General features: G+C 65.2%; 17 protein-coding genes and 1 pseudogene. 9 read left to right on the forward strand and 9 right to left on the reverse strand.

The genetic code is table 11. The annotated features are described in order from the left end of the window. Positions 1–28: 28 nt before the first annotated feature. From ACA027_RS20325 to ACA027_RS20335, 3 genes are all read right to left on the reverse strand, one after another. Complete coding sequence (locus tag ACA027_RS20325) at positions 29–916, reverse strand: TraB/GumN family protein (protein WP_370679997.1); 888 nt, start codon at positions 914–916, stop codon at positions 29–31. 309 nt (positions 917–1,225) lie between these two features. Beyond that, a complete protein-coding gene (locus ACA027_RS20330; protein WP_370679998.1) occupies positions 1,226–2,260 on the reverse strand; it encodes a TraB/GumN family protein in 1,035 nt (344 codons plus the stop codon). A 92-nt stretch (positions 2,261–2,352) separates the two neighbouring features. Beyond that, entirely contained in the window at positions 2,353–3,381 is a 1,029-nt protein-coding gene (locus ACA027_RS20335; protein ID WP_370679999.1) for a fumarylacetoacetate hydrolase family protein, read from the reverse strand. Between the two features lie 181 nt (positions 3,382–3,562). On the opposite strand from ACA027_RS20335, the gene ACA027_RS20340 reads away from it, so the two are divergent. From ACA027_RS20340 to ACA027_RS20360, 5 genes and pseudogenes are all read left to right on the forward strand, one after another. Further along, positions 3,563–4,351: an IclR family transcriptional regulator gene (locus tag ACA027_RS20340; RefSeq protein ID WP_370680000.1), complete on the forward strand. Its 789-nt coding sequence runs from the start codon at positions 3,563–3,565 to the stop codon at positions 4,349–4,351. Positions 4,352–4,359: 8 nt separating this feature from the next. Beyond that, positions 4,360–5,553 carry a DUF3108 domain-containing protein gene (locus tag ACA027_RS20345; RefSeq protein WP_370680001.1) on the forward strand — a complete coding sequence of 398 codons (1,194 nt, stop codon included), beginning with the start codon at positions 4,360–4,362 and terminating at the stop codon, positions 5,551–5,553. Between the two features lie 166 nt (positions 5,554–5,719). After that, on the forward strand, positions 5,720–6,016 hold the full coding sequence (locus ACA027_RS20350) for a DUF3567 domain-containing protein (protein ID WP_370680002.1): 297 nt from the start codon (positions 5,720–5,722) through the stop codon (positions 6,014–6,016). Positions 6,017–6,689: 673 nt separating this feature from the next. Further along, positions 6,690–8,873, forward strand: coding sequence for a c-type cytochrome (locus ACA027_RS20355; RefSeq protein WP_370680003.1), 2,184 nt, complete (start codon positions 6,690–6,692; stop codon positions 8,871–8,873). A gap of 170 nt (positions 8,874–9,043) precedes the next feature. Then, positions 9,044–9,494: pseudogene (locus ACA027_RS20360) on the forward strand (TIGR02594 family protein). Between the two features lie 109 nt (positions 9,495–9,603). Here the strand turns inward: ACA027_RS20360 and ACA027_RS20365 are convergent. From ACA027_RS20365 to ACA027_RS20390, 6 genes are all read right to left on the reverse strand, one after another. Continuing rightward, the gene (locus ACA027_RS20365; protein WP_370680004.1) at positions 9,604–9,912 is read right to left on the reverse strand and encodes a hypothetical protein; all 309 of its coding nucleotides are present in this window, start codon (positions 9,910–9,912) and stop codon (positions 9,604–9,606) included. 55 nt (positions 9,913–9,967) lie between these two features. Further along, a complete protein-coding gene (locus ACA027_RS20370; RefSeq protein WP_370680005.1) occupies positions 9,968–10,180 on the reverse strand; it encodes a hypothetical protein in 213 nt (70 codons plus the stop codon). 9 nt (positions 10,181–10,189) lie between these two features. After that, complete coding sequence (locus ACA027_RS20375) at positions 10,190–11,263, reverse strand: AbrB family transcriptional regulator (RefSeq protein ID WP_370680006.1); 1,074 nt, start codon at positions 11,261–11,263, stop codon at positions 10,190–10,192. Between the two features lie 322 nt (positions 11,264–11,585). Next, positions 11,586–12,137: a hemerythrin domain-containing protein gene (locus ACA027_RS20380; protein ID WP_370680007.1), complete on the reverse strand. Its 552-nt coding sequence runs from the start codon at positions 12,135–12,137 to the stop codon at positions 11,586–11,588. Positions 12,138–12,363: 226 nt separating this feature from the next. After that, positions 12,364–14,838: an adenosylcobalamin-dependent ribonucleoside-diphosphate reductase gene (locus ACA027_RS20385; RefSeq protein WP_370680008.1), complete on the reverse strand. Its 2,475-nt coding sequence runs from the start codon at positions 14,836–14,838 to the stop codon at positions 12,364–12,366. A 389-nt stretch (positions 14,839–15,227) separates the two neighbouring features. Continuing rightward, positions 15,228–17,918 carry an EAL domain-containing protein gene (locus ACA027_RS20390; RefSeq protein WP_370680009.1) on the reverse strand — a complete coding sequence of 897 codons (2,691 nt, stop codon included), beginning with the start codon at positions 17,916–17,918 and terminating at the stop codon, positions 15,228–15,230. 99 nt (positions 17,919–18,017) lie between these two features. Here ACA027_RS20390 and purU point away from each other — a divergent pair, with 99 nt between their 5' ends. The 4 genes from purU (at position 18,018) to ACA027_RS20410 (ending at position 23,857) form a co-directional block, all read left to right on the forward strand. After that, positions 18,018–18,866, forward strand: coding sequence for a formyltetrahydrofolate deformylase (purU, locus tag ACA027_RS20395; protein WP_370680010.1), 849 nt, complete (start codon positions 18,018–18,020; stop codon positions 18,864–18,866). A 10-nt stretch (positions 18,867–18,876) separates the two neighbouring features. Then, on the forward strand, positions 18,877–19,815 hold the full coding sequence (locus ACA027_RS20400; RefSeq protein ID WP_370680011.1) for a LysR substrate-binding domain-containing protein: 939 nt from the start codon (positions 18,877–18,879) through the stop codon (positions 19,813–19,815). 83 nt (positions 19,816–19,898) lie between these two features. Next, a complete protein-coding gene (locus tag ACA027_RS20405) occupies positions 19,899–21,887 on the forward strand; it encodes a UvrD-helicase domain-containing protein (RefSeq protein WP_370680012.1) in 1,989 nt (662 codons plus the stop codon). Positions 21,888–22,354: 467 nt separating this feature from the next. After that, positions 22,355–23,857, forward strand: coding sequence for an FAD-linked oxidase C-terminal domain-containing protein (locus tag ACA027_RS20410; protein WP_370680013.1), 1,503 nt, complete (start codon positions 22,355–22,357; stop codon positions 23,855–23,857). Positions 23,858–23,863 lie beyond the last annotated feature (6 nt).

Genomic DNA, 23,863 nt, shown 5'->3' on the forward strand with positions numbered 1-23,863 from the left:
TTGTTTTGATAGCAGCCCGCGCTTGTCGCTATTGCATTTCAGGCGTTTTTGCTTCAGCAATGGCTGCACGGGACTGCGCCGTTGGAGCAGGCCAGGACACGCGCTGCACTGCAAAGCCCTGTGCCGCCAGCAGTGCCGGCAGGCCCTGCGGCCCCGTCAGATGCAGCGACCCTACCGCCACAAACGGGGTTTCTCCGGCCCGCAGCTGCGCCGCAATCTGCGCGGCCATGGCCTGGTTACGTACCTGAATCCGCTGAACCAAGTTGGCCCTTTCCTGGTCGGATCCCACGCAATGGCACCACTGAAAATAGGTTTCCAGCAGATTGAGCCTGCCATCCGCCCAGATCTGTGTCAGCTGGGCCACGCCTTGGGCAGTGGCTCCGCTTTCCAACTGTTCCAGGCCAAAGCGCACACTGTTTTGCAAGGCCTCTGGCTCATCCGTCATCAGCGCACGCAACTGCTGCTCCGGCGCCTCCAGCGACAGAATTGGTTTGCCCAGCTTCTGGGCCACACCCGCCAGCATCATGTCTACGCCATAGTCCGGATAAATACCCTGCCTGCGGGCCGACAGTGTCACCAGCTTCAAGATCAGGGCATCAGGCCGCATCTGCTGCTGTAAAGATGCGGGCAGACAGGCTGCCTGCAGCTGCGCCGCCAACCGATCTGCCAGGTCCTGAGGCAAGGGCTGGGCGTCCGGCCTGGCAGTCATCCCGTCCTGCACAGGGCGCAACAACGCCGGGTCCTGTAGGTTCAGCTCCAACGCCAGGCTGCCCGCACTGCGCAGCGCCTCCCTCACCGTAGGGCCTGGAAGGCTTCTGCGTAAGGAGGCCACATGCAGGGTGCCGTACAACCAGGCCGTGCGCCCCTGGTGATCCACCCGCCACAAAAAACCGCGATCGCGCGCCTGCAATGCCATGCGGTGCAGCTTAGCGCTCGGTGGAAGACGGGCCTGGGGAGGGCAGGCCTGGTCGGCCTGTGCTGGCGGCACCACAGGCTGTGGCGGTATGGGCTCCGTGGACTGTGCCTGCACGCTGTGCGGCCCCCACAGCACCGCCAACAGCAAGGCGACACAGCAAGCCCGCTGCCATGCCCATATCCAAGAAGATCCGAAGGGTCCCTGCAACCACGGCCTGCGCACCATGCTGACCTCCTGTGGGGTTATGTCAGGCCGGCGCCCAACTGGCGCAATGGTGCAGCAGTTCTCGCGGACTGACCTCGTTGGTTGCTACGGCGTTGTGGTCTTGTCGGTCCCTGCCGCTGCAGGCACGGCGCCCAACACCACGGGCTGTACCTTGAAGCCCTGTGCCGCCAGCAACGCGGGCAGGCCTTGCGGCCCCACCAGGTGCAGCGCCCCCACGGCCACAAACAGGCTGTGGCCCTGGCGCAGCTGCTGGGCAATGCCGGCCGCCATGCCGGGGTTGCGCCCATCCACCACGCGGGCGTATTCGGCACGCTCGGCCTCGGTGTTCAAGCAGTCGCACCACTGGGGGTAGTTTTCCAGCGCCTGCACATCGCCATCGGCCCAGGCCTGGGCCAGGCGCATCAGTTGCTGCGCCGCGTCGCCACGTTCCAGATGCTCCAGGCCGGTGGCCACGCGCTGCTGCACCTCGGCCGGGTCGTCGGACACCAGCTCGCGCAGCTGTGTGTCCGGGCTCTCCAGCCCGATGATGGACTTGCCCAGGCCCAGGGCGATGCTGGCCAGCGCCAGGTCTACGCCCAGCTGCGGCTCCAGTCCCTGGCTGCGGCCCACCAGGGCCAGCAAGGTGATGATTTGCGCCTCTGGCCGCAGCGTGGCCACCGGCGCTGGCGCGCACGCGGCCTGCAGCAACCGGTCCAGGCGCTGGCGCAACGCAGCCGGCAAGGGCTGGGCATTGGCCGGCGCACGCATGCCCCGGGCCAGTTCCTGCTGCACAGCGGGGTCCATCAAGTCCAGCTCCAGCGCCAGCAAATCCGTGCCCTGCAGGGCCTGGGCAATGCCCGGCCCCGGCAGAAACCAGGCCCGCTGATTGACGTGGATGGTGCCGTACAGCCAGCTGGTGCGGCCCTCATGCTCCAGCCGCCACAACAGCCCCCGGTCACGCGCCTGCTGGTGCAGCTGGACCAGCTCGGCCTCGGTCGGCGGTTGCGGCTCCGGCAAGCAGGTGGAGGCCGGCGTCTGGGCCTGGGCCAGACCGCAGCACAACAGGCTGGCAGCCAGCAGACGCTTTCCTATCGATAGCAGCCCGCGCATATGCAGACTGCCTGGGCGGCGGTTTTGCATATCAACGCCCTCGGTGCTGCGCAGCAGCCGCATCGCATGCCAGGGGCGCCACCCGAGAGGGAAAAAATTCGCGAGACCGCTCAGGGGCTGCGTCATTCCTCACCACCGGGAGACGCCACGTTCTGGTCGATGGCGCCAAAGATGCTGTGGCCATCCTTGCCCTTCATTTCGATGCGGATGGTGTCGCCAAACTGCATGAAGGCGGTCTGCGGTGCACCGTCCTGAATGGTTTCGATGCAGCGCTTTTCGGCAATGCAGCTATAGCCCTTGGGCCATTCCATGCGCCTGGCCTTGCCCCTGCCGCTTTCCACGCCGGGGTTGCTCACGGTGCCGCTGCCCACGATGGAGCCGGCGCGCACATTGCGGGTTTTGCAGATATGGGCAATGAGCTGGCCGAAGTGGAAGGTCATGTCCTCACCGGCATCGCACATGCCCACCTTGCGGCCATTCCAGGTGCTCTGCAGTGTCAGGTGCAGGCGGCCGTTTTTCCAGCTGTCGCCCAGCTCGTCCAGCGTCACTGCCACGGGGCTGAAAGCCGTGGCCGGCTTGGCCTGGAAGAAGCCAAAGCCCTTGGCCAACTCGTTGGGGATGAGGTTGCGCAGGCTCACATCGTTGGCCAGCATCACCAGGCGTATGCCGTCCAGTGCCTGCACCGGCGTGCTGCCCATGGGCACATCGGTGGTGATGACGGCGATCTCGGCCTCGAAGTCGATGCCCATGGCCTCGCTGGGCACGACGATGTCGTCGCAGGGGCCGATGAAGTCATCGCTGCCGCCCTGGTACATCAGCGGGTCGGTGTAGAAATTGGCCGGCACCTCGGCGCCACGCGCCTTGCGCACCAGCTCCACATGGTTGATATAGGCCGAGCCATCGGCCCATTGGTAGGCACGCGGCAGCGGCGCCATGCATTGCTGCGGATCGAAGGGAAAGGCATGGGGCGCCTTGCCGTGGTTGAGCTGGTGGTAGAGGTCTTGCAGCTGCGGGGCCATGAAGGCCCAGTCATCGAGCACCTGCTGCAGGCGGCTGGCGATGCCGGTCGCATAATGCGCCAGACGCAAATCACGCGAGACAACGACCAGTTGGCCGTCGCGGGAGCCGTCCTTGTAGGTGGCGAGTTTCATGGGCCTGTACCTCCGTGTCGCAGACTGTTGCGGTCTGCCAAAATTACGTTCATACGGCTTGTGCCAATCCGGTGGATGCAAGTGCTTCACTTTGCGGCACCGCCATGCTCCGTGCTGGTTTGCGCAAGCCCTCGTTCTGTCAAACCCGTTTAACTCAAGCAAAACCTGAAATTCTAGGCCAATGGACAAGGAACGCGCGGGCATTCAATCGGTGGAGGTGGGCTTCACGCTGCTGCAGGCCCTGGGCCGTGCGCCCGGCGCGCTGATGCTCAAGGACCTGGCCTTTGCGGCCGGCATGGGTGCGGCCAAGGCCCACCGTTATCTGGTGAGCTACCAAAGACTGGGCCTGGTGGTGCAGGACGGGCGCAGCGGCCATTACGACCTGGGCCCCGCCGCCCTGCACCTGGGCCTGGCCGCGCTCACGCGCCTAGACCCTGTGCAGCTGGCGCGCGAGCGCCTGCCCGCACTCATGGAGCAGATGCAGCACACGCTGGCCCTGGCCGTGTGGGGCAACCAGGGCCCTACCCTGGTCCACTGGATGCCCAGCCCACAAACCGTGGTGGCCCATTTGCGCCTGGGCGATGTGATGCCGCTGCTGAGCTCGGCCACCGGCCGCTGCTTTGCGGCCTGGCTGCCCGCCGCCACCACCGCTCCCCTGTTACAGGCCGAGCTGCAGCAGACCCATGGCGCCGATGCGCCTACTGCGCCTGCCATTGCCGCGCTGCAGCCGCTGTGGGCCGAGGTCCGCGCCCAGGGCGCGGCCCGCGTGGAAGGCCATCTGCTGCCCGGCACTGCCGCCTTCTGCGCCCCCGTGTTCGATGCCAGCGGCCAGCTGGCCCTGGGCGTGCTGTGCCTGGGCCCCAGCACCCGCTTTGACGCCCGCTGGCAGGGCGCTGTGCATGGCCCGCTGTCGGCCTGGGCCCGCCAGCTTTCCCACGACCTGGGCCATGCCCCGGCCGTGCAGGCCTGAAGACCGCCATGCGCCGCCTGCTTGCTCTGTCGGCCCTGACTGTCGCCGTGCTCGCGCTGCATGCCTGGCTTCTGACCGAATTGCCCTGGGGCAGCCACACCGACGCCCCCGCCTCCACCGCCTCCGAGGCTCCGGTGTTTGCCACCCGCACCGTGGTGCCACCACCGCCGCCCCCTCCTCCAGCACCACCCCCGGCACCCAAACCCAAACCCCGGCCTGCGCCCCCGCCGCCACCACCACCACTGCCCACGCCAGAGCCCGCTGCAGACCCCGTGCCCGACGCCAGCGAAGCGGCCGAAACCGCTGCAGAGCCCGTAGAACCCGTGGAGCCCCCGGTCTCCGATGCCGCGGCCGAACCGACCGAGGCCGCAGCACAAGCCGCCGCAACAGACTCCAGCGCTACCCCCACGCCCGAGGCAGAGCCCCCCGCTGCCGGCATGCCGGCAGACGATGCCGAAGCCGAAGCCGCACAGGCCAACGCACCTGCGGCCGGCACGCCCCCGCCCCAGCGCATCACCTTGCGCACAGCGGCCGGCCAGCCGGCGCAGACCGATATGCCCTACCAGGCACCGCCCGCGCAGCTGCTGCGCTTTCAGGTGCAAGGCCAGGTCAAAGGCTTTCACTACAGCGCCAGCGCGCGGCTGCAATGGCAGCCCCAACTCCAGCAGTACCAGGCCAGCCAGGAGATCAGCGCCTTTTTGCTGGGCGCACGCAGCCAGAACAGCCGAGGCCAGATCACCGCCGAAGGCCTGCAGCCCGAACGCTTTGAAGACCGCGCCCGCAGCAAGCTACGCGCGGCCCATATGGACTGGGTGACCGGCCTAGCCCGCTTCGAGCCCGAGGCACCACTGGCCCGCATTGCCACCGGCACGCAGGACCGGTTGAGCGTGTTTCTGCAACTGGCCGGCATGCTGGCCGCTGCGCCCCAGCGCTATCCCCAGGGCGCCGAAATCACCCTGCCCACGGCCAGCACCAAGGCCGTGGAGCCCTGGACCTTTCTGGTGCAGGACAGTGGCACCGAAGAGCTGCCCGTGGGCAGCCTGCCCACGCTGCGGCTGGAACGGCTGCCCCGCCACCCAGGCGACCAAAAGGCCGAGCTGTGGCTGTCGCCGGCCCTGGGCTATCTGCCGGTGCGCATCCGCCTGAGCGAGGACAACGGCGACCATGTCGACATGCGGCTGCAGTCCCACAGCGCCCCCTGAACCCCGCCCCGCCTGCGAAAGCGGGGCAAGGCTGTTGTCGGCATGCCCTGCACGCTGTGCCGTTTCCATGGAATACTGGTCCCGAGACGTCCGCCCCAGGGGCTGCGCCCCTTGAAACTATCGCTGCGGCGTCCACCTAGGTAGAACCGGCAACAGGAGGTGCACCATGAAAATGCTTTACGACTCGGATTCCTTTGTGGTGCTGCACATGCAGCCCGAGCCCGATATTGCCTCCGCCATCACCCTGTCGGACGGAAAGACACCGGCCCCACCTATGCCACGCCATGGGTTTGAGATCGTGGACAAGCGCTCGGGCAAGGAGGTCTACCTCGATGGCTCCTGGGCCGAGCTGTTCCAGCAAACCATACTGGCCTGGCAGCGCGAATCGCCCACCCAGGAAGAGGTGGAAGACACGCTGGAGCGCTACACCGGCCTGGCACAGAACCCGGTACTGGTGCATTGAGAAATGGGACACCCCCTGAGCCGCTTCGCGTCTTCCCCCTCTCTGTCGCTACGCGATGGAGGGGGACGGCACCAGCACGGCGGGGCGGCCCTTGTGCGGTGCCCTGGTGTGGGCTGCGCCAGCTTCATGTGCTCGTTGGATCATTGACCAGTTCGCTCCTTCTCCCCAGGCCGCCTTGTGCGGCCTTTTTCATGGCCATGTGGAGGTGTTGCTACATACCGCAGCCTGCCCCTCTTGAATGCCATGGCACATATATTCAAGGGCATTATCTCTGGCATGCTGGCTAAAGCTCAATAATCGCTATCAATACAATATTAACTGGGCATTAAGCAAAATGTTTGCTAGAGAATATCGCTAAGACAATCCAGGCAACACCATCTGGCCTGCCGATAATCCAGCACAGAGCCGCACCTACTTTCATAGCACCTCAAGCGCTATGAATCTGCACATACAGCGGAATTCACTCCCAGTCACCCGCGCACCACTCCTCTCGCCGCAGCCTTACATCACTTGGAACGGCGGGTTATCTCCTGCGCGAATGATTTGCACTGGGTTTTGAAACACCGCATTATTTGCTGATGCAAATCAACGCTGCATCGCAGGCGTGGATACGTATGACATGCAGTGGGTGCAATATCACATCACCCCTCTATTCCCATGTGGAGAAAATGGCATGAGAACCTCATACAAATATGGCCTGATTCCCCTGGCCGCCGTGCTGGGCCTGTGTTGGCAGCTGTCCACGGCCGCCGTGCAGGAGCACACCGAAGCCTCTGCTCCCGCCCCCCAGGTCATTGACGACCTGCCCGCCAACTACGCCGCCGATCTGAGCACCGAGCAGCGCGCCCTGGTCGAACGCGGCCGCTATGTGGCCCGCCTGGGTGACTGCGTGGCCTGCCACACCGGCACCAAAAACCAGCCCATGGCCGGCGGCCTGGCGCTGGAGACGCCTTTCGGCAAGCTCTACTCCACCAACATCACGCCCGACAAAAACAGCGGCATGGGTGGCTACAGCTTCGAGCAATTCGACCGCGCCATGCGCAAGGGCGTGGCCGCTGATGGCCGCAACCTCTACCCGGCCATGCCCTACCCGTCCTACGCCAAGATGACCGAGGACGATATGCAGGCGCTGTACGCCTACCTGATGCAGGGCGTGGAGCCGGTGCAGGCGGCCAACAAGCCTTCGGAAATGGGCTTCCCCTTCAACCAGCGCTGGGGCCTGTCGCTGTGGAACTGGATGTTCCTGGACAACACCCCCTTCCAGCCCCAGACCAGCCAAAGCGCTGAATGGAACCGCGGCGCCTACCTGGTGCAAGGCCTGGGCCACTGCGGCGCCTGCCACACCCCACGCGGCGTGGCTTTCCAGGAAAAGACCATGACCGGCGAAGGCAAGGATGGCGTGCATTTCCTGGCCGGCGAGATCGTTGAAGGCTGGCGCGCACTGAGCCTGCGCAATCTGTGGACCCCCGAGGAAACCGCCGAGCTGCTGAAGACCGGGCGCAACCGCCACGGCACCGTCTCCGGCAACATGGTGGACGTGGTGCAGCACAGCACCCAGTACATGAGCGACGGCGATCTGCTGGCCATTGGCACCTACCTCAAGGCCCTGCCGGCCGGCAAGGCTGACCTGCCCATGCAAGTGGTTCAGGGCCCTGCGCCGCAAATCGCCATTCCGGCACGCGCCGTGGGCAGCACCGAGGCCCTGGTGGCCTCCAACGCTGCGCACTACAACGTGCCTGCCGACCTCTACACCACCCGTGGTGGCCTGGGCTATCTGCAGTTCTGCGCCGACTGCCACCGTGCAGACGGCGGCGGCGTGAAGGATGTATTCCCGCCCCTGGAAGGCAACCGCTCGCTGCGCGGCGGTGACCCCAGCACCCTGGTGCACATCATGCTGACCGGCTGGACCACGCCCGTGACCCAGACCCACTCGCACCCGCTGACCATGCCCTCCTTCGCCCAGCTGCACGACCAGGAGATTGCCGAAATCCTGAACTTTGCGCGCCGCAACTGGGGCAGCAAGGAGGCCGCCGAGATCAAGGCCAAGGACATTGCCAGCCAGCGCAAGCAGCTCAATGCCCAGCCCGACAACTCGCGCCCCTTCGAGACCCCACGCCTGGCCAATATGCTCAAGGAAAAGAACGCCGAGCAACTGGTCTACGGTGCACGCCTGAACATCGAAACCCGTGACCTGCTGCCCAAGAACGTGGGCAATGCGCTGAACTGCGCCAGCTGCCACTTGAACGCTGGCACCGTGGCCGATGGCTCGCCCTATATCGGTGTCTCGGCCTTCTTCCCCAGCTACGCACCGCGCGCCGGCCGCACCATCGTGCTGGAAGACCGCATCAACGGCTGCTTCCTGCGCTCCATGAATGGCAAGCCGCTGCCGCTGGACTCTGAAGAGATGAAGTCCATGGTCGCGCTGTTCGACTGGATGCGCAACGAAACCAAGCCCGAGGACAAGGTCGAGGGCCGTGGCGTGGGCAAGATCAGCCAGGACATCATCCCCAACCCCGAAAACGGCAAGAAGATCTACACCGCCCAATGCGCCATCTGCCACGGCAGCGACGGTGAAGGCATCAAGAACGCCAAGGGCCAGTGGGTCTACCCACCGCTGTGGGGCGATGAATCCTTCAACCTGGGCGCCGGCCTGGCCCGCACCTACACGGCTGCGGCCTTCGTCAAGCGCAACATGCCCATCGCCATGCACAACAAGTTCCCGCTGGGACAAGGCGGCCTCTCCGACCAGGAAGCCGTGGACGTGGCCGAGTACTTCAGCCACCAGCCGCGCCCGGACTTTGCCAACAAGCACAAGGACTGGCCGAATGGGAAAAAACCTGCTGATGCGCGCTACTAAACCTTAGCGATAGCTCCGCCCATGCCTGCATGGGCTCTTCCGCCGCAGTGCTTCACCGCCCTGCGGCTTTTTTTATGGTGCATGGTCATGCGCACCGCACAAAGATTTGGAACAGGCGTTTCCAACGCCAGGTGGCAGAATTTCCTGCAGGCTTCACCTGGAATCTCCATATGCACCCACCACCATGGATGGCTGCCGCCCATGCAGAGCAAGGTGTTCGCGCCTTGGGGGCTGGCGAAAGCAATCCCCGCATCACCGCCTACCACGCGGGGACCAATGTCGAGGGCTATGACGACAAGGTATCTTGGTGCTCGTCATTTGCGCATTGGACGCTGTCGCAGCGTTGGCATACCCGGCACAGCCTCTGCATTGGCCCGTTCCTGGCTGGAGTGGGGCCAAGGTCTTGATGCACCTGTTGTGGGTTGCATCACCGTTTTATGGCGCGATGACCCGGAGAGCTGGAAAGGTCATGTCGGTTTTTTCCAGAAGATGGAGGGTGACCGCATTTTTCTGCTCGGAGGCAACCAGCAAGGAGAAGTGCGCGTGCACGCTTATCCAGCCTCCAGCGTGCTGGCATACCGCTGGCCAGCATGCAACCATGGGACATACGCCATGTCTTGAACAAGCCCCCCCTCCACCTCAAGCCACCATCAAGCAATCCGAGGTGTCTACGTACGCAACACTGCCCCGGGAACCCTTGCTTCGACTCCGGCTCGTCGTGATTCGACAGCTATCGAACTCTGCGCCCAAAGAGATAGAGCACCACAGGCCCAAACACCGTATTCACCACATCATGCAGGCTGGCACGCCAGCGCCAATAGCCCAGGCTGCGGATGTCATCGCGCATATCCAGCGCCTCACCCAGGCAGGCGACGCACACCACCAGCAGCACCGGCCACCAGTTGCGCGCTGACTTACGCAGTGCCAAGCAGGCGACCAGGTACACCGTCAGACCGATGTAGATATGAAGGGCGTCCTTGGAAAGGCCAGTAACGCTGACGACGGCAAGCTTGATGGCCTGAAAGGCAGTGGTCTCCATCGATCTCTCCTGCTGTGTTCCCCTACCTAAGGTCTGCTCTTATTTTTTGAGCAGCCTAAGACTCCAGATGAGCAGCGCCCCCAGCACCATGCACACCGCAGCCCCCTGCGGCGCCCAGCGTCAGCCAGTAGCCCCAGTCCACGCCCAGCTCGGCGCAGTGGATCTCGCATTGCGCGTTCTCCTGCCAGGCCATCCACATCAGCAGGCCTGCACACACCCAGCCCACCATCAGGCTGGTCATGGTGCAAAGCAACCAGGGCTGTCTCATGCCGGCCTCTCAATCCGGTGCGCCATAGCGCCAGCGGTACAGTGGCGCCACCACCAGCAGCACGGCAATCAGGCGGCAGACCTGGAAGGCGGTCACCACCGGCACGCCCAGTTGCAGCACCTTGGCGGTGATGGCCATTTCGGCAATACCGCCGGGTGAGGTGCCCAGCACCAGCGTGACCCAGGGCAGGCCCGTGCCTGCATGCAGCAACCAGGCAAAGGCGGCGCACAAGATGGTCAGTGCCACGGTGCCCACGGCCACCGAACCCAGCCACTGCGGCGCGGCACTCAGGAACTCGCGCCGAAAGCGCACGCCCAGGCTGACGCCGATGACCAACTGGGCCGCATTCACCCAGCTGCCCGGCAGGGCCGACAGCTGCACATCGGCCACCGTCAGGCCCACGGACACGCCCAGCGCCCCCAGAAACCAGGGATTGGGCCGGCCGGTGCGCAGCATCAGGCCCGCGCCACACAGGGTCAGCGCGGCCAGCAGGGCCAGGCCGCTGTAGCTCACCGTGCGGATGGCGGGCGGCATCAGATCGGGCAGGGGCTGCACGCCGAACCATTGCAGCGCAAAGGGAATGGACAGGGTGACGATCAGCACCCGCAGGATGTGGCTGGCGGCCACCAGATCGGTGCGCGCATGCTCGCGCTCGGCCAGCAGCGTCATCTCGGAGGCGGCGCCGATCGCACCGGCGAAATAGGTGGTGGCGCGCAGCTGCCGGGCGGGGATCTCCGGCATGCGCGCTGCCGTGCGGCGGTACAGCCAGCTGCTGAACAACCAGCCCAGCAGCAATGCCCAGACCACGCCCAGGGCAATCGCCCACCACAGACTGCCCACCATGCGCGCCACTTCAGGGCTAAAGTACAGGCCCAGCGCGGCCCCCATGGTCCACTGGCCCAGATTGCGCAGCGGAATCCAGCTGGCCATGGGCGCACCCGCCACGGCGCACAAGGCCGTAGCCAGCAGCGGGCCAATCATCCAGGGCAGGGGCGTGTGCAGGGCCACACACAGCAGCGCAGCGCCCCAGGCCAGCAGCAAGGTGAGGACAACGCGCAAAGGGAAAGAGAGTCGGGACAGCATGGGACAAACCGGTGCAGGCCGCACGCCCACCGCAGTCAAAAGGAAAGCAAAAGGAAAGCGCAAGTATCCTCGGTTTGCCCCTCTGCCTTTATTCCATGCCAAACAGGCCACTAGCGCTTATGGCACAAGCATGAGCAGCTATCAAAACCAAGACGTGGCCCATAGCATTGGAAATGCAGGATTGCTGTAATCCACCGCGCTGGTGCCCACCGTGATATCCCCCACTGCCCCCTCAATCAAGGCACCGTGCAAGGGCCGCCCCGCAGCGCCGGTGCCGTCTCCCTCCCGCGCAGCGAGTGAGAAGGGCAAGGCGCGAAGCGGCTCAGGGGGTGGGCATTCTGCGTGCGGCCATCTCCCGGCCCATGGTCTGCTGGCTGGGCGCATCCACCACCGCCTTGGCGGTGGGGTAGATCAACCGGTCCTCATGCTGCAAATGCTGGTCATACATGGCGGCAAAGCGCTGCAGCAATGCACTTTCAGCTGGCGAAAACGCATCCTGCACACCATCGACCAAGGCCAGCAGCGGCCGCCTGGCCTGGGCCCAGCAGGCAGCCATGTCCACATGGTCTTGCTGCAGCTGGCGCACCACGGCCTGGGTGGCCGCGTCGATGTCACCGCGCAGCAGCGGGGGAAAGATATGCAGCTCCTCATCCTCATGGTGCAGCGGTGCGGCCTTGTCAAAGTAGCGCAGCACATCGCGCGCAGCCTGGCGGGCGTTGTCGTCTACGCCTTTTTCCGCCACATGGGCCTGCAAGCGCTGCAGCAAATCCAGCGTACGCGCCACGCGCTCATGGCAGGCGGCCAGCATCTCGAAAGGCTGGTCAAAGCCGGCGCCGGGCGTGCGCAGGCCGGGCAAGGAAACGCGGCTGGTCATGGGGATTCCTGGTGGTGCAAAGCTGCATGGTGCATAAAAAAACGGCTGGTGCCTTGATGCAACCAGCCGTTGGTGTTGTGACAGCGCGCTCCAGCCCTTAGCAGCGGGTCGGACAGGCCAAGCCACCGCAGGTGGCTGGTGCAAGCGCGACGCCACACCGAAGACAGTACAAGCGTACGGCGAGGTGTGGCAACAAAGCCTGCAGGCCTGTCAGGCCCGCCGCCACTCAACCGCAGCTGCCGAGGTGGCCGCAGGACGTGCAGTACTCACAACCATCCTTGCGAATCATGGCGTGGGCGCCGCATTCCGGGCATTTCTTGCCTGCCATCAGCTGGGCACCGGCCTTGTCGGCATGTTGCTCCTGCACCGTGGGGGCCACGGCTTCGGCGGCATCGGTCAGCGCCAGCTGCATCTGCTCGGGGGCGCGGGCGCGCTCGGCCAGGATTTGCTGGATGGCGTAGGCGATGGCGGCCACTTCCGAGTCATGCCACATGGGCACGCGGGCGCCATCGGGACGCTCGAAGCTGCCCAGGCGCACGGGCCCACGGTCCCAAACCACTTTGCGCATATCTTCCAGCGCACGCTCCAGGAAGCCGCCACGTGCGGCCAGCGACAGCAAGCGCATGCTGGAGGTGATCCACTGCTGCGACTCGCCGTTCTGGCCCACGGGCATGAAGAACTCGATGGCGCGGTCCACGCTGCCGCCTTCGGGCCGCTCCACCGGCAGGAAGGAGACGATCAGGTACAGGCGCTTCTGGCCTTCCTGGGTCCAGTATTCGATCTTGTCGGTCACGGAAGACAGCGCACCCTTGGGACGGCTCTCGATCACCGTGCGCATGGGGTCGACCACGGCTTGCGCGGGCGCTTCCTGGGCGGCCGGCTTGGCTTCTTCCTTGGGCTTGGTGGTCTCCAGCACCGCGCCCAGAATGGAGTTGGGGCGGTAGGTGGCGCAGCCCTTGAGGCCGGCCTTCCAGGCGCCCAGGTACAGGTTTTTGAAGTCCTCGAAGGGGTAGTCCTCGGGGATGTTCACCGTCTTGGAGATTGAGGTGTCGATAAAGGGCTGGACCACTTGCATCATGCCGATGTGGTCGGCCGCGCTCATCGTCAGCGCCGAGACAAAGTAGTCGGGCAGCTGCTCCACATCACCGCCCATGGAGCGGTACAGGCGCCAGGCATGGTCTTCCACCTGGTAGCTGCTGGTGGAGCCGTCGGCCTCGCGCTTGCGGCGGGTGTAGGTCCAGGAGAACGGTGGCTCGATGCCATTGGAGGCGTTGTCGGCAAAGGCCAGCGACACCGTGCCCGTGGGCGCAATCGACAGCAGATGGCTGTTGCGGATGCCGTGTTTTCTGATGGCGTCCTGCAGCGCCTTGGGCAGGCGGCTGGCGAAGGTGCCGGCCTTGAGATAGCCCTTGGCATCGAACTTGGGGAAGGCACCCTTTTCCTTGGCCAGCTCCACCGAAGCGGCATAGGCCGCGTTGCGCATGGTTTCGGTGATGCGTGCGGCCATGGCACGGCCTTCTTCCGAGTCATAGCGCAGCTGCAACATGCACAGCGTATTGCCCATGCCGGTAAAGCCCACGCCGATGCGGCGCTTAGCCATGGCTTCCTCGCGCTGCTGGGGCAGGGGCCAGAAGGTGGCGTCCAGCACGTTGTCCAGCATGCGCACTTCGGTGGCCACCACGGCTTCGAAGGCGGCAAAGTCGAAGGCCGCAGCGCCCGCGATGCCGAAGGGGTTCTGGACGAAGCGCGTCAGGATGATGGGGCCCAGATCGCAGCAGCCATAGGACGGCAGCGGCTGCTCGCCACAGGGGTTGGTGGCGTTGATGGTTTCGCAATACGACAGGTTGTTGTCGGTATTGATGTTGTCGATGAACAGAATGCCGGGCTCGGCAAAGTCATAGGCCGACAGCATGATGCTGTCCCACAGCGCACGGGCCTTGATGGTCTTGTAAACCCATTGGCCGTCAGCTCGCTGGTGGGCGCCCTTGGACACCAGGCCGGCGCCGGGCTTGGCGCCATGCACCAGCTCCCAGTCGGCGTCCTGCTCCACGGCCTGCATAAAGCCGCCGGTGACGCCCACGGACACATTGAAGTTGTTCCAGCGGCCTGGCGTGCGCTTGGCGGTGATGAACTCCTGCACATCGGGGTGGTCGATGCGCAGCACACCCATCTGGGCGCCACGGCGCGCACCGGCCGACTCCACGGTGGAGCAGCTCTGGTCGAACACATTGATGTAGCTGCAAGGACCGGAGGCCATGGAGGCCGTGCCCTTGACCTCGGCACCGCGCGGGCGGATGCGCGAGAAGTCATAGCCCACACCACCGCCACGGCGCATGGTTTCGGCGGCTTCGCGCAGGGCTTCATAGATGCCCGGGAAGCCTTCGTCGTCCACCCCCTGGATGCAGTCGCCCACGGGCTGCACAAAGCAGTTGATCAGCGTGGCCTGGATGTTGGTGCCCGCGGCGCTCATGATGCGGCCGGCGCCAATGCCGCCGGCACGCAGGTTTTGCAGAAAACGGGCTTCCTGCAGCTCGCGCTGGTCTTCAGCTTCCACCGAGGCCAGGGAGCGGGCCACGCGGCGGAACAGGTCTTCCACACCGGATTCACCGGCCTTCAGGTATTTTTCCTTCAGCACATCCAGGCTGATGGGCTGTTCAGCCAGACCATTGCGGGCAGTCAGGTCCATATCTTCGCGCTTCATAATTTGCTTCAACCTTTGAGTAGGCAATCCCATCTTCGGGCTCTGGGATATTCCGCCATTTGCATCTTCACGTCCACCAAGAAATCCACGGCTTCTTTGCGCCAAAGCACAGCCTTTGGCATCTTGCCCATCCTTGCCTGCGACAGGGGCTTTAGGGCCGTGCAATGCAGCGGCCCAGCCTGCTCGCAGTGAGCAGGCTCAGCGTCCTGGTGTGGGGAATGAACAAGGCAAGTCCGGCCGCTGACAGTTGCCATGTCAGCGCGCAAGAACTTGGTGTGAAGCCGCTATTGTGCCGCTGTTTGCCAGCCCGGGCCATGGGGCTGCGGCATGTGCACATGGAAGCTGCGCACATGCCGGCGAGCGCATCCTGCGGCGCTTTTTTCTGGTATTTATGCGGCCTGTGCGGGGGGCTGTGCTGCGGCTTGCGGGTCGGCACTGCCGCCGCTGTCGGCCTGCCCGTCCGGGCCTGCGCTGCGGGCCAGCAACAGGGCAAACTCGGCCGCAGGCACCGGTTTGCTGCACAGATAGCCCTGGTAGTAGTCGCAGCCGTTGCGGCGCAAAAACTCCAGCTGCGCGGCCGTTTCCACCCCTTCGGCCAGCACATGCAGCTCCAGGCTGCGGCCCATGGCAATGATGGCGCGGCTGATGGCCATGTCGTCGCTGCTGTGCGGAATATCGCGGATAAAGCCCTGGTCGATCTTGAGCACATCGATGGGGAAGCGCTTGAGGTGGGCCAGCGAGGAATAGCCGGTACCGAAATCGTCAATCGCCAGGCGCACCCCCAGCTCGCGCAGGCGGCGCAGCACCACCAGGGCTTCGTCCGGACGCTCGGCCAATGCGCTTTCGGTGATTTCCAGCTCCAGCCCCTGGGCTGCATAGCCCGAGACCTCCAGCGCCTGGGCGGTGCAGCTGGCGATGTCGGTGAGCAAGAACTGGTGTTGCGAGACATTCACGGCCACCGAGATGGGCGGCAGCCCCTGGTTGCGCCACTGCTGGGCCTGGCGGCAGGCCTGGTGGATCACCCACTCGCCCAACGGCCCGATCAGGCCCGTGCTTTCCGCCACCGGAATAAAGCGCGCCGGGGAGATAAAACCCTCCTGCGGGTCGTTCCAGCGCAGCAGCGCCTCGGCGCCCATGATGCGGCCGCTGACAATGTCCACCTGCGGCTGGTAGTACAGCTGCAGCCGCTCCTGGCTGACGGCCAGGCGCAGCTTGGCTTCCAGCGCAATGCGTTCGCGGGCCGCAGCCGTCATGTTCTCGTCGAAGAAGCACCAGGCACTGCTTTCGCCCCGGCCACTCTTGGCGCCATAGACGGCCGCATGCGCGCCCTGCAGCAGGGCGGCTGTGGTCGAGGCATGCTCCGGGAACATGCAGATGCCGGCGCTGACACTGACCACCACGGCAAAGCCGTCGGGTGAATGCCAGGGCTGAGCTGCGGCGCGGATCAGGCGGTCGGCAATTTCCTCGGCATCGCTGCGGCTGTGCAGATGGCGGGCCACGACGATGATTTCATCGCCCGCCATGCGGCCTATCATGTCGCCCGGGCGCAGCGCAGCCTGTACCTGGCGGGCAATGTGCTTGAGCACCTCATCGCCCACCAGATGGCCGTAGCTGTCGTTCACATCCTTGAAGCGGTCCAGATTCAGCAGCAACACGGCCATGGTCTCGTTGCTGTCATTGGCCTGCTGCACCGTGCGCTCCAGCTCCTGGCCAAACCAGGTGCGGTTGGACAGGCCGGTCAAGGGATCGCGGTGTGCCAGGAATTCCAGGCGCTGCTGCTGCTCCTTCTCTTCCGAGATGTCGGTGAACATGCAGACATAGTGGGTCACCGCGCCCTGTCCATCGCGCACCGAGCTCAGCGACATGCGCTCGGGGAAGACCTCGCCGTTCTTGCGCCGGTTCCAGATCTCGCCACGCCAATGACCGGTCTGCTCCAGGCTGTTCCACAGCTCGGCGTAGAAGGCCTGACCATGGCGGCCCGACTTGAACATGCGCGGCGTCTTGCCCAGCATTTCCTCTGCCGAGTAGCCCAGCAGCCGCGTGAAGGCGGCGTTCACCGAAAGGATGCGGCTTTGCGCGTCGGTGACGATCACGCCTTCCATGGTGTTGTCCACCACGCTGGCGGCCAGGCGCAGGCGGTCTTGCTCCTGGCGCTGGGATGTCTGGTCGGTGAGGATGCCGGAGAAACGCACCACCCGGCCCTGCGCGTCCAGATGGCGCATGCCCCGGGCATGGAACCAGCGATAGACACCATCAAAGCAGAGCACACGGGCGGCGGCCTCAAAAGGCGCGCCGGTCTGCATGGAGCGCTCCACTGCCTGCCGCACCCGTTCGCGGTCCTCGGCGTGCACGGTCTGCTTGAAGCGCAGATCGCGCCCCAGGTCGTTGCCGCTATAGCGCACCATGGCCGCCACCCCGTCGGAGAAGGTGTAGCAGCGGCGCTCCATGTCCCAGTCCCACATGCCGCTGCCGCTGCCATCCAGGGCCAGGCGCAGTTGGTGGGCACTGAGGGCCAGCGCACGCCGGGTCGACTCGATCTCGCTGACGTCCTGCAGCACATAGACCAGCACCGGCTCGCCGCGCTGGCTGCGCACCACGGCCACGGTGCACAGCACCGTGAAAATCTGGCCGGAGGTGGCATGGCGCAGGCTGCGCTGATCCTGGAAATGGTCGAGCTCGCCCGAAAGCAAGCGTTCCACCTGGCTCTGCGCCTCCTGCGGGTCGCCCGAGGGCGCCAGCGCGCGAAAGTCCCGCTGCACCAGCTCCGAAAGCGACAGCCCCAGCATGCGGCACAGGCGACCATTGGCCCACAGCACATGGCCGTCTTCCGGCTGCACGCGGGCAATGCCTGCGGGCGCGTGGCGCACGATGTGAAAGAACTCCTGCATGGTGGCCGCGCGCTGGGCTTCGGCACGCATCATGCGGTGCACCTGCCACGCGGCCAGCAGGCCGGTGACAAAGACAAAAAGGTAGATGGACCAGCGATGCAATGCGGTGAGCACGGCCGCATCGGTGGACAGGGTCGCCAACGCCTCGGCCGCACCGAACCAGAGCAGTCCGAAAGCCAGATAAAAAACCATGGCGCGCCAGGGCGCCATATGGGGGACTGAGCCCTCGTACTGCATGTATGTCCTCAATCCCTCGGTCACCACCCAGCTTGCTGCGACAATCGCCGAGCTATGACCCAAGCCTATATTCTTACTCTCTCATGCCCAGACCGCCGCGGCCTGGTGCACGCTGTATCCGGCTTCTTGCTGGAGCAGGGCGCCAATATTGAAGAGGCGGCCCAGTACAACGACAACATCACCGGCCTGTTTTTCATGCGCGTGCAGTTCGCCTGTGACAGCCAGGACCTGCAGTCGCTCAAGGTGGCCACCGCACAGATGGCCGAGCCCTACCAGATGCAGTGGAGCCTGCACGCCAATTCAGAGGCCATGAAGACCGTGATCATGGTCAGCAAGGAAGGCCACTGCCTCAACGACTTGCTGTTCCGCTGGAAGTCCGGCCTGTTGCCCGTGGACATCCGCGCCATCGTCAGCAACCACCGCGAGTTCTATCAACTCGCCGCCAGCTACAACATTCCCTTCCACTACATCCCGGTGACGGCTGCCACCAAGGCCCAGGCCGAAGCACGCCAGCTTGAGATTATCGAGGCGGAAGGTGCCGAGCTGGTGGTGCTTGCACGATATATGCAAGTCCTGTCGGATAATTTGTGTCAAAAGTTATCAGGCCGTGCTATTAACATTCACCACAGCTTTTTGCCCAGCTTCAAGGGCGCCAAGCCCTACTACCAGGCCCATGACCGTGGTGTGAAGCTGATCGGTGCAACCGCCCACTATGTGACGGCCGATCTGGATGAAGGCCCCATCATCGAGCAGGACGTGGCCCGCGCCGACCACACGGACACCGTGGAAGACCTCACCGCCCGCGGCCGCGACACCGAAAGCCAGGTGCTGGCCCGCGCCGTGAAATGGCACAGCGAGCACCGCGTAATCTTGAACGGCAGCAAAACCGTCGTTTTCCGCTGACACTGTCTGCATGTTCACGCCAGCCCCGAAATCCTCGTCCTTGGCGGTCACCACCCCGCCACAGGCGTACTTCAACAGCAGCGCAGCGCGGCGCATTCCGCCGATTCAGTGTCTGCTCACCTTCGAGGCTCTGGCGCGATTGCGCAGCGTCACGCTGACGGCCGAGGAACTGTGCGTCACGCCCAGCGCCGTCAGCCACCGGGTCAAGCAACTGGAGCAGGCCCTGGGCACGCGATTGTTCGGGCGTGCGGATTTCTCGCTCACCACCGACGGCAGCGCCTACCTGGCCCAGGTGCGCGAGGGCCTGGGCGCGCTGCAGCGCTTTCCCGGCGCCAGCATGCCCACGGGCCGGCGCCGGCTGAAGCTGGCCGTCACCCCCACGTTTGCGCGCTGCGTGCTCATCCCCCGGCTGAGCCAGTTCACCACGGCCTACCCCGAAATCGATTTGACGCTGCAGGTCGCCATTCCGCTGCTGGACGTGGTGGCCGAAGACGCCGACCTGATGGTGCGCTACGGCCCCGGCCACTATGCCGATGTGGAGCATCTGGAAATCGTCCGCGACGTACTCACCCCGCTGGCCTCGCCCGCTTTTGTGCGCGAGCACGGCCCCTTTGAAACCCCGGCCGATCTGGAAGGCGTGCCCCTGCTGCGCAGCCCGCTGGAGCCCTGGCGCACCTGGCTGGATGCCGTGGGCCTGGACTGGCCCGAGCCCTCCGAAGGCTCGCAGTTCAACGACATCGGCCTAATGTGCGATGCCGCATCCGCCGGCATGGGCGTGGCGCCCGTGCGCCTCAAGCTGGGCGGCCCCTGGCTGGACAACGGCCTGCTGGTGCGCCTCTTCGATGTGGATGTGCCCAGCCCCCACGCCCACTATCTGTGCTGGAAGACCGGCACCATGGATCGCTGGGAATGTGCGGCCTTTGCCGAATGGATCAGCAAGGCCATTTGAGCCTGCCGCCCTGTTTGGCAGGCAAACAGGCCTCTGATGCAGAACCCATCTGCATCGACAGCTCTTTTTTCTGAAGCAAGACCATGACCGAGCCGCAGGACCTCGCCTTCAAAAAGCGCTACCCCACGCTGGAGCAAAACGAGGTGCTGAACGCCACGGCCAGCTCGGTGCTGATCAGCGCCCTGGCCGGCACGGGCAAGACCACCACCCTGGCCATCAAGGCCGCCGACCTGATCCGCCACCATGGCGCCAGCCGGATTCTGATGCTGGCCTATTCCGACGCCGGCCTGGCCGCCATGGCCCAGCGCCTGCAGCAGTTCGCCCCGCAGGCCGCGCCTGCGCTGCAGATTCTGACGGTGGAGCAGCTCTGCGCCCAGCTGCTGCAAGAGCAAGGCGACCCGCTGCTGTGCATCACCGAGCCACTGCAGCGCCAGCTGCTGATACGCCAGGCACACAGCGCGCTGCTGCAAGACCAGGCCTTGCACACCACGCCCGAGCTGGCCGAGTTCCTGTCGCACGCCCTGGATGTGCCGGCCTTTCTGCGCTTCGAGGCCCTGGCCAAACAGCAGCTCTTGCTGCGCAGCATCGACAACGCCGGTCTCAGCCCGCTGCAATACTGCCGCGAACATGCGCTGGACTACGGTCTCTACCTGCTGCTGGCCAAATACGAGCGCCTGCGCGTGGGGCTGAACGACGAGGCTCTGTTCTACACCCCGGGCGACTGCACCTACGAAATCGCCCGCCAGCTGTGCGAGCTGGACTTTGAGGATGGTTTTGCGCCGCTGCAGGGCCGCTTCGATGCCGTGCTCTTCGACGAGCTGCAGGATCTCGACGAAGCCGCCATGCTGGTGCTGCGCCATCTGGTGCGTGGCGGCAACGGGCGGTTTGTGGGAGCGGGCGACTTCAACCAGCACATTCTGCCCGGCGCCTTTTCGGTGTTTGGCGACGGCCAGGCCCGCATACGCCAGGAGCTGCCGGCCGACACCCTGGTGCTATCGCTCAGCACCACCTACCGCTTTGGCAACCGCATCTGCCAGGCCTTGAATCCCTTGTTCGCGGTGGATTTTTCGTCCCACTACCCGCGCAAGCCGGCCTGGTTCGAGCCGCTGCGCTACCGCGACGACGCCGACTGCGCCCGCCAGCTGCTGGCCATACACCAGAGCGTGCTGCAGCAGGGCCCCGACCACAGCGGCCAACCGCCGGCCCTGCATGTGGTGTTGCGCGCCCCCGAAGACACGGTGCTGCTGGAATGGATGTTTGCCCACGAAGGCGTGCACTACGCCTGCAAGGGCATGCAACGCTTCTACCAGCGCCCCGAGCTGGCCCTGGTGCTGACGCTGATGGCCGCCCTGCCCGGCTGCCGCAGCAGCGCGCTGCTGACCCAGGGCATCGTCAGCCACGCCCTCGCAGGACTGCAGCGCTATGTGCGTCGCAGCCGCGAACCCGATGGCGACATGCTGGCCAATGGCCAGTTCGACATGCCGGCCCTGGGCGACGATGTGATCGAGTTCGACAGCAAGGCCGTGGCCGCACAGCTGTTGGGCAGGCCCGACAAGCTGCGCCATTTCCTGGTCCACGCCAGTCCCGCACTTGATGCGCCCGTGGCCTCGGCCCTGATCGAGCGCCTGCTGGAGCTCCCCCCCGAAGCCTGCGCCGATGCCGGTGCGCTGTGCCAGCACCCGCTGCTGCTGCAGTTCTTTGAGCAAGCCCCCATCAGCCCGCAGGCGCTGCGCAGCTGCCTGGACAGCCTGCAGGCGCTGGCCCATATCTGCACCGGCCTGGCTGTGGACGAGTTTCTGGGCCGCCTGACGCTGATGGTCCAGGCCAGCATCCAGCAACACCAGCAGCGCGAAATCCCCAGCCTGCAGCTGCTCACCGTGGAACGCTGCAAAGGCCATGAATACGACAACGTGGCCGTCCCTCTGGTGGAACGCGGGCGCTTTCCGCGCAGCGTGGCCCGGCAAGACGCCTACCGCGAACGCAATATGCTCTACGTGGCCATGACCCGGGCCAGCAAGCGGCTGTGGCTGCTGGAGGGGGAGCGGCGGCCGGTCAGCCCCGGGCCGGTGTAGCGCCCGGCCTTGGCCATTGGCTTCAATGCACCTCCCCGTACAAGATCAACATTCCGAGGCCGGGACTCGCCCCGGCAGGCGAGATCCTTTCTTGCTCGTGCAAGAAAGGATCCAAAGTCCACGCCCTTCTATACCCGACCCCAGCGCTATCGCGCCGGGGCCGGGTATAGAAGGGGAAGGCGGGGACCGGATACCTGCCCTGCGTAGACTGCGCCGCAAACGAGCGCATTGCGCCCCACGGCATATTTGGGCTTCCATAGGGCTGTGCCATATCCACAGCCCATGAAACTGGCGCGCCTCCATGCCAGGGCACCGCGCAAGGGCCGCCCCGCCGCGCTGGTGCCGTCCCCCTCCGGCGCATAGCGCCAGAGAGGGGGAAGGCGCGCAGCGCCTCAGGGGGTGATTTCACAACCTCCTTCAAGAAAACTCACGCACAGCCGCGCGCCCTTAATCTACAGTGGCGGGCTATGAGCTTCGCCAGCCCCACCCCTACGCCCAGTGCACAAGAACGCGCTGCCCGCCAGGCCGAAGTGGTCGCCACCCTGAGCGCCCATGTGCCTGCCCACGCCTTGCTCTACCAGAGCGAGGACACCACGCCCTATGAGTGCGACGGCCTCACCGCCTACCGCCAGCGCCCGCTGGTGGTCTGCCTGCCCGAAACCTATGCTCAGGTGCAAGCCGTGCTCAAGGCCTGCCATGCCATCCAGGTGCCCGTGGTGGCGCGCGGTGCAGGCACGGGCCTGTCGGGCGGGGCCATGCCCCATGCCATGGGCGTGACGCTGTCGCTGGCCAAGTTCAACCAGATTCTGAAAGTGGATGCCCACAGCCGCACGGCCCTGGTGCAATGCGGTGTGCGCAACCTGGCCATCAGCGAAGCCGCCTCGCCTTTCGGCCTGTACTACGCGCCCGACCCCAGCAGCCAGATTGCCTGCACCATAGGCGGCAATGTGGCCGAGAACTCCGGCGGCGTGCACTGCCTGAAATACGGCCTCACCGTGCACAACGTGCTGAAGGTAAAGGGTTTCACCATTGAGGGCGATGCGGTGGAGTTCGGCTCCGACGCGCTGGATGCCCCCGGCTACGACCTGCTGGCCGCCATGATCGGCAGCGAAGGCATGCTGGCCGTGGCCACCGAAGTCACCGTCAAGCTCATACCCAAGCCCCAGTTGGCGCGCTGCATCATGGCCAGCTTTGACGATGTGCGCAAAGCCGGCGACGCCGTGGCCGCCGTGATTGCTGCCGGCATCATTCCGGCCGGGTTGGAGATGATGGACAAGCCCATGACCGCCGCCGTGGAGGACTTCGTCAAGGCCGGCTACGACCTGACGGCCGAGGCCATTTTGCTGTGCGAATCCGACGGCACGCCCGAAGAGGTGGAAGAGGAAATCGGCCGCATGAGCGCCGTGCTGACCGCGGCCGGCGCCACCGCCATCACCGTGAGCAACAGCGAGGAAGAGCGCATGCGTTTCTGGAGCGGGCGCAAGAACGCCTTCCCCGCCAGCGGCCGCATCAGCCCGGACTATATGTGCATGGACTCCACCATCCCGCGCAAGCGCCTGGCCGACATCCTGCTGGCCATCCAGGAGATGGAGCAGAAATACCAGCTGCGCTGCGCCAATGTCTTCCACGCCGGCGACGGCAATCTGCACCCGCTGATTCTGTTCGACGCCAACGACCCGGACGAGCTGCACCGCTGCGAGCTGTTCGGCGCCGACATCCTGGAAACCAGCGTGGCCATGGGCGGCACGGTGACGGGCGAGCATGGCGTGGGCGTGGAAAAGCTCAACAGCATGTGCACCCAGTTCACCACCGAAGAGAATCTGCAGATGTTCGCGCTGAAGGCGGCCTTCGACCCCGCAGGCCTGCTCAACCCCGGCAAGGTGATCCCCACCCACAACCGCTGCGCCGAGTACGGCAAGATGCTGGTGCGCGGCGGCCAGATCAGCCACCCCGATCTGCCGCGTTTTTAAACACCC

This window comes from Comamonas sp. GB3 AK4-5 (genome assembly GCF_041320665.1).
GTDB lineage: Bacteria > Pseudomonadota > Gammaproteobacteria > Burkholderiales > Burkholderiaceae_C > Comamonas.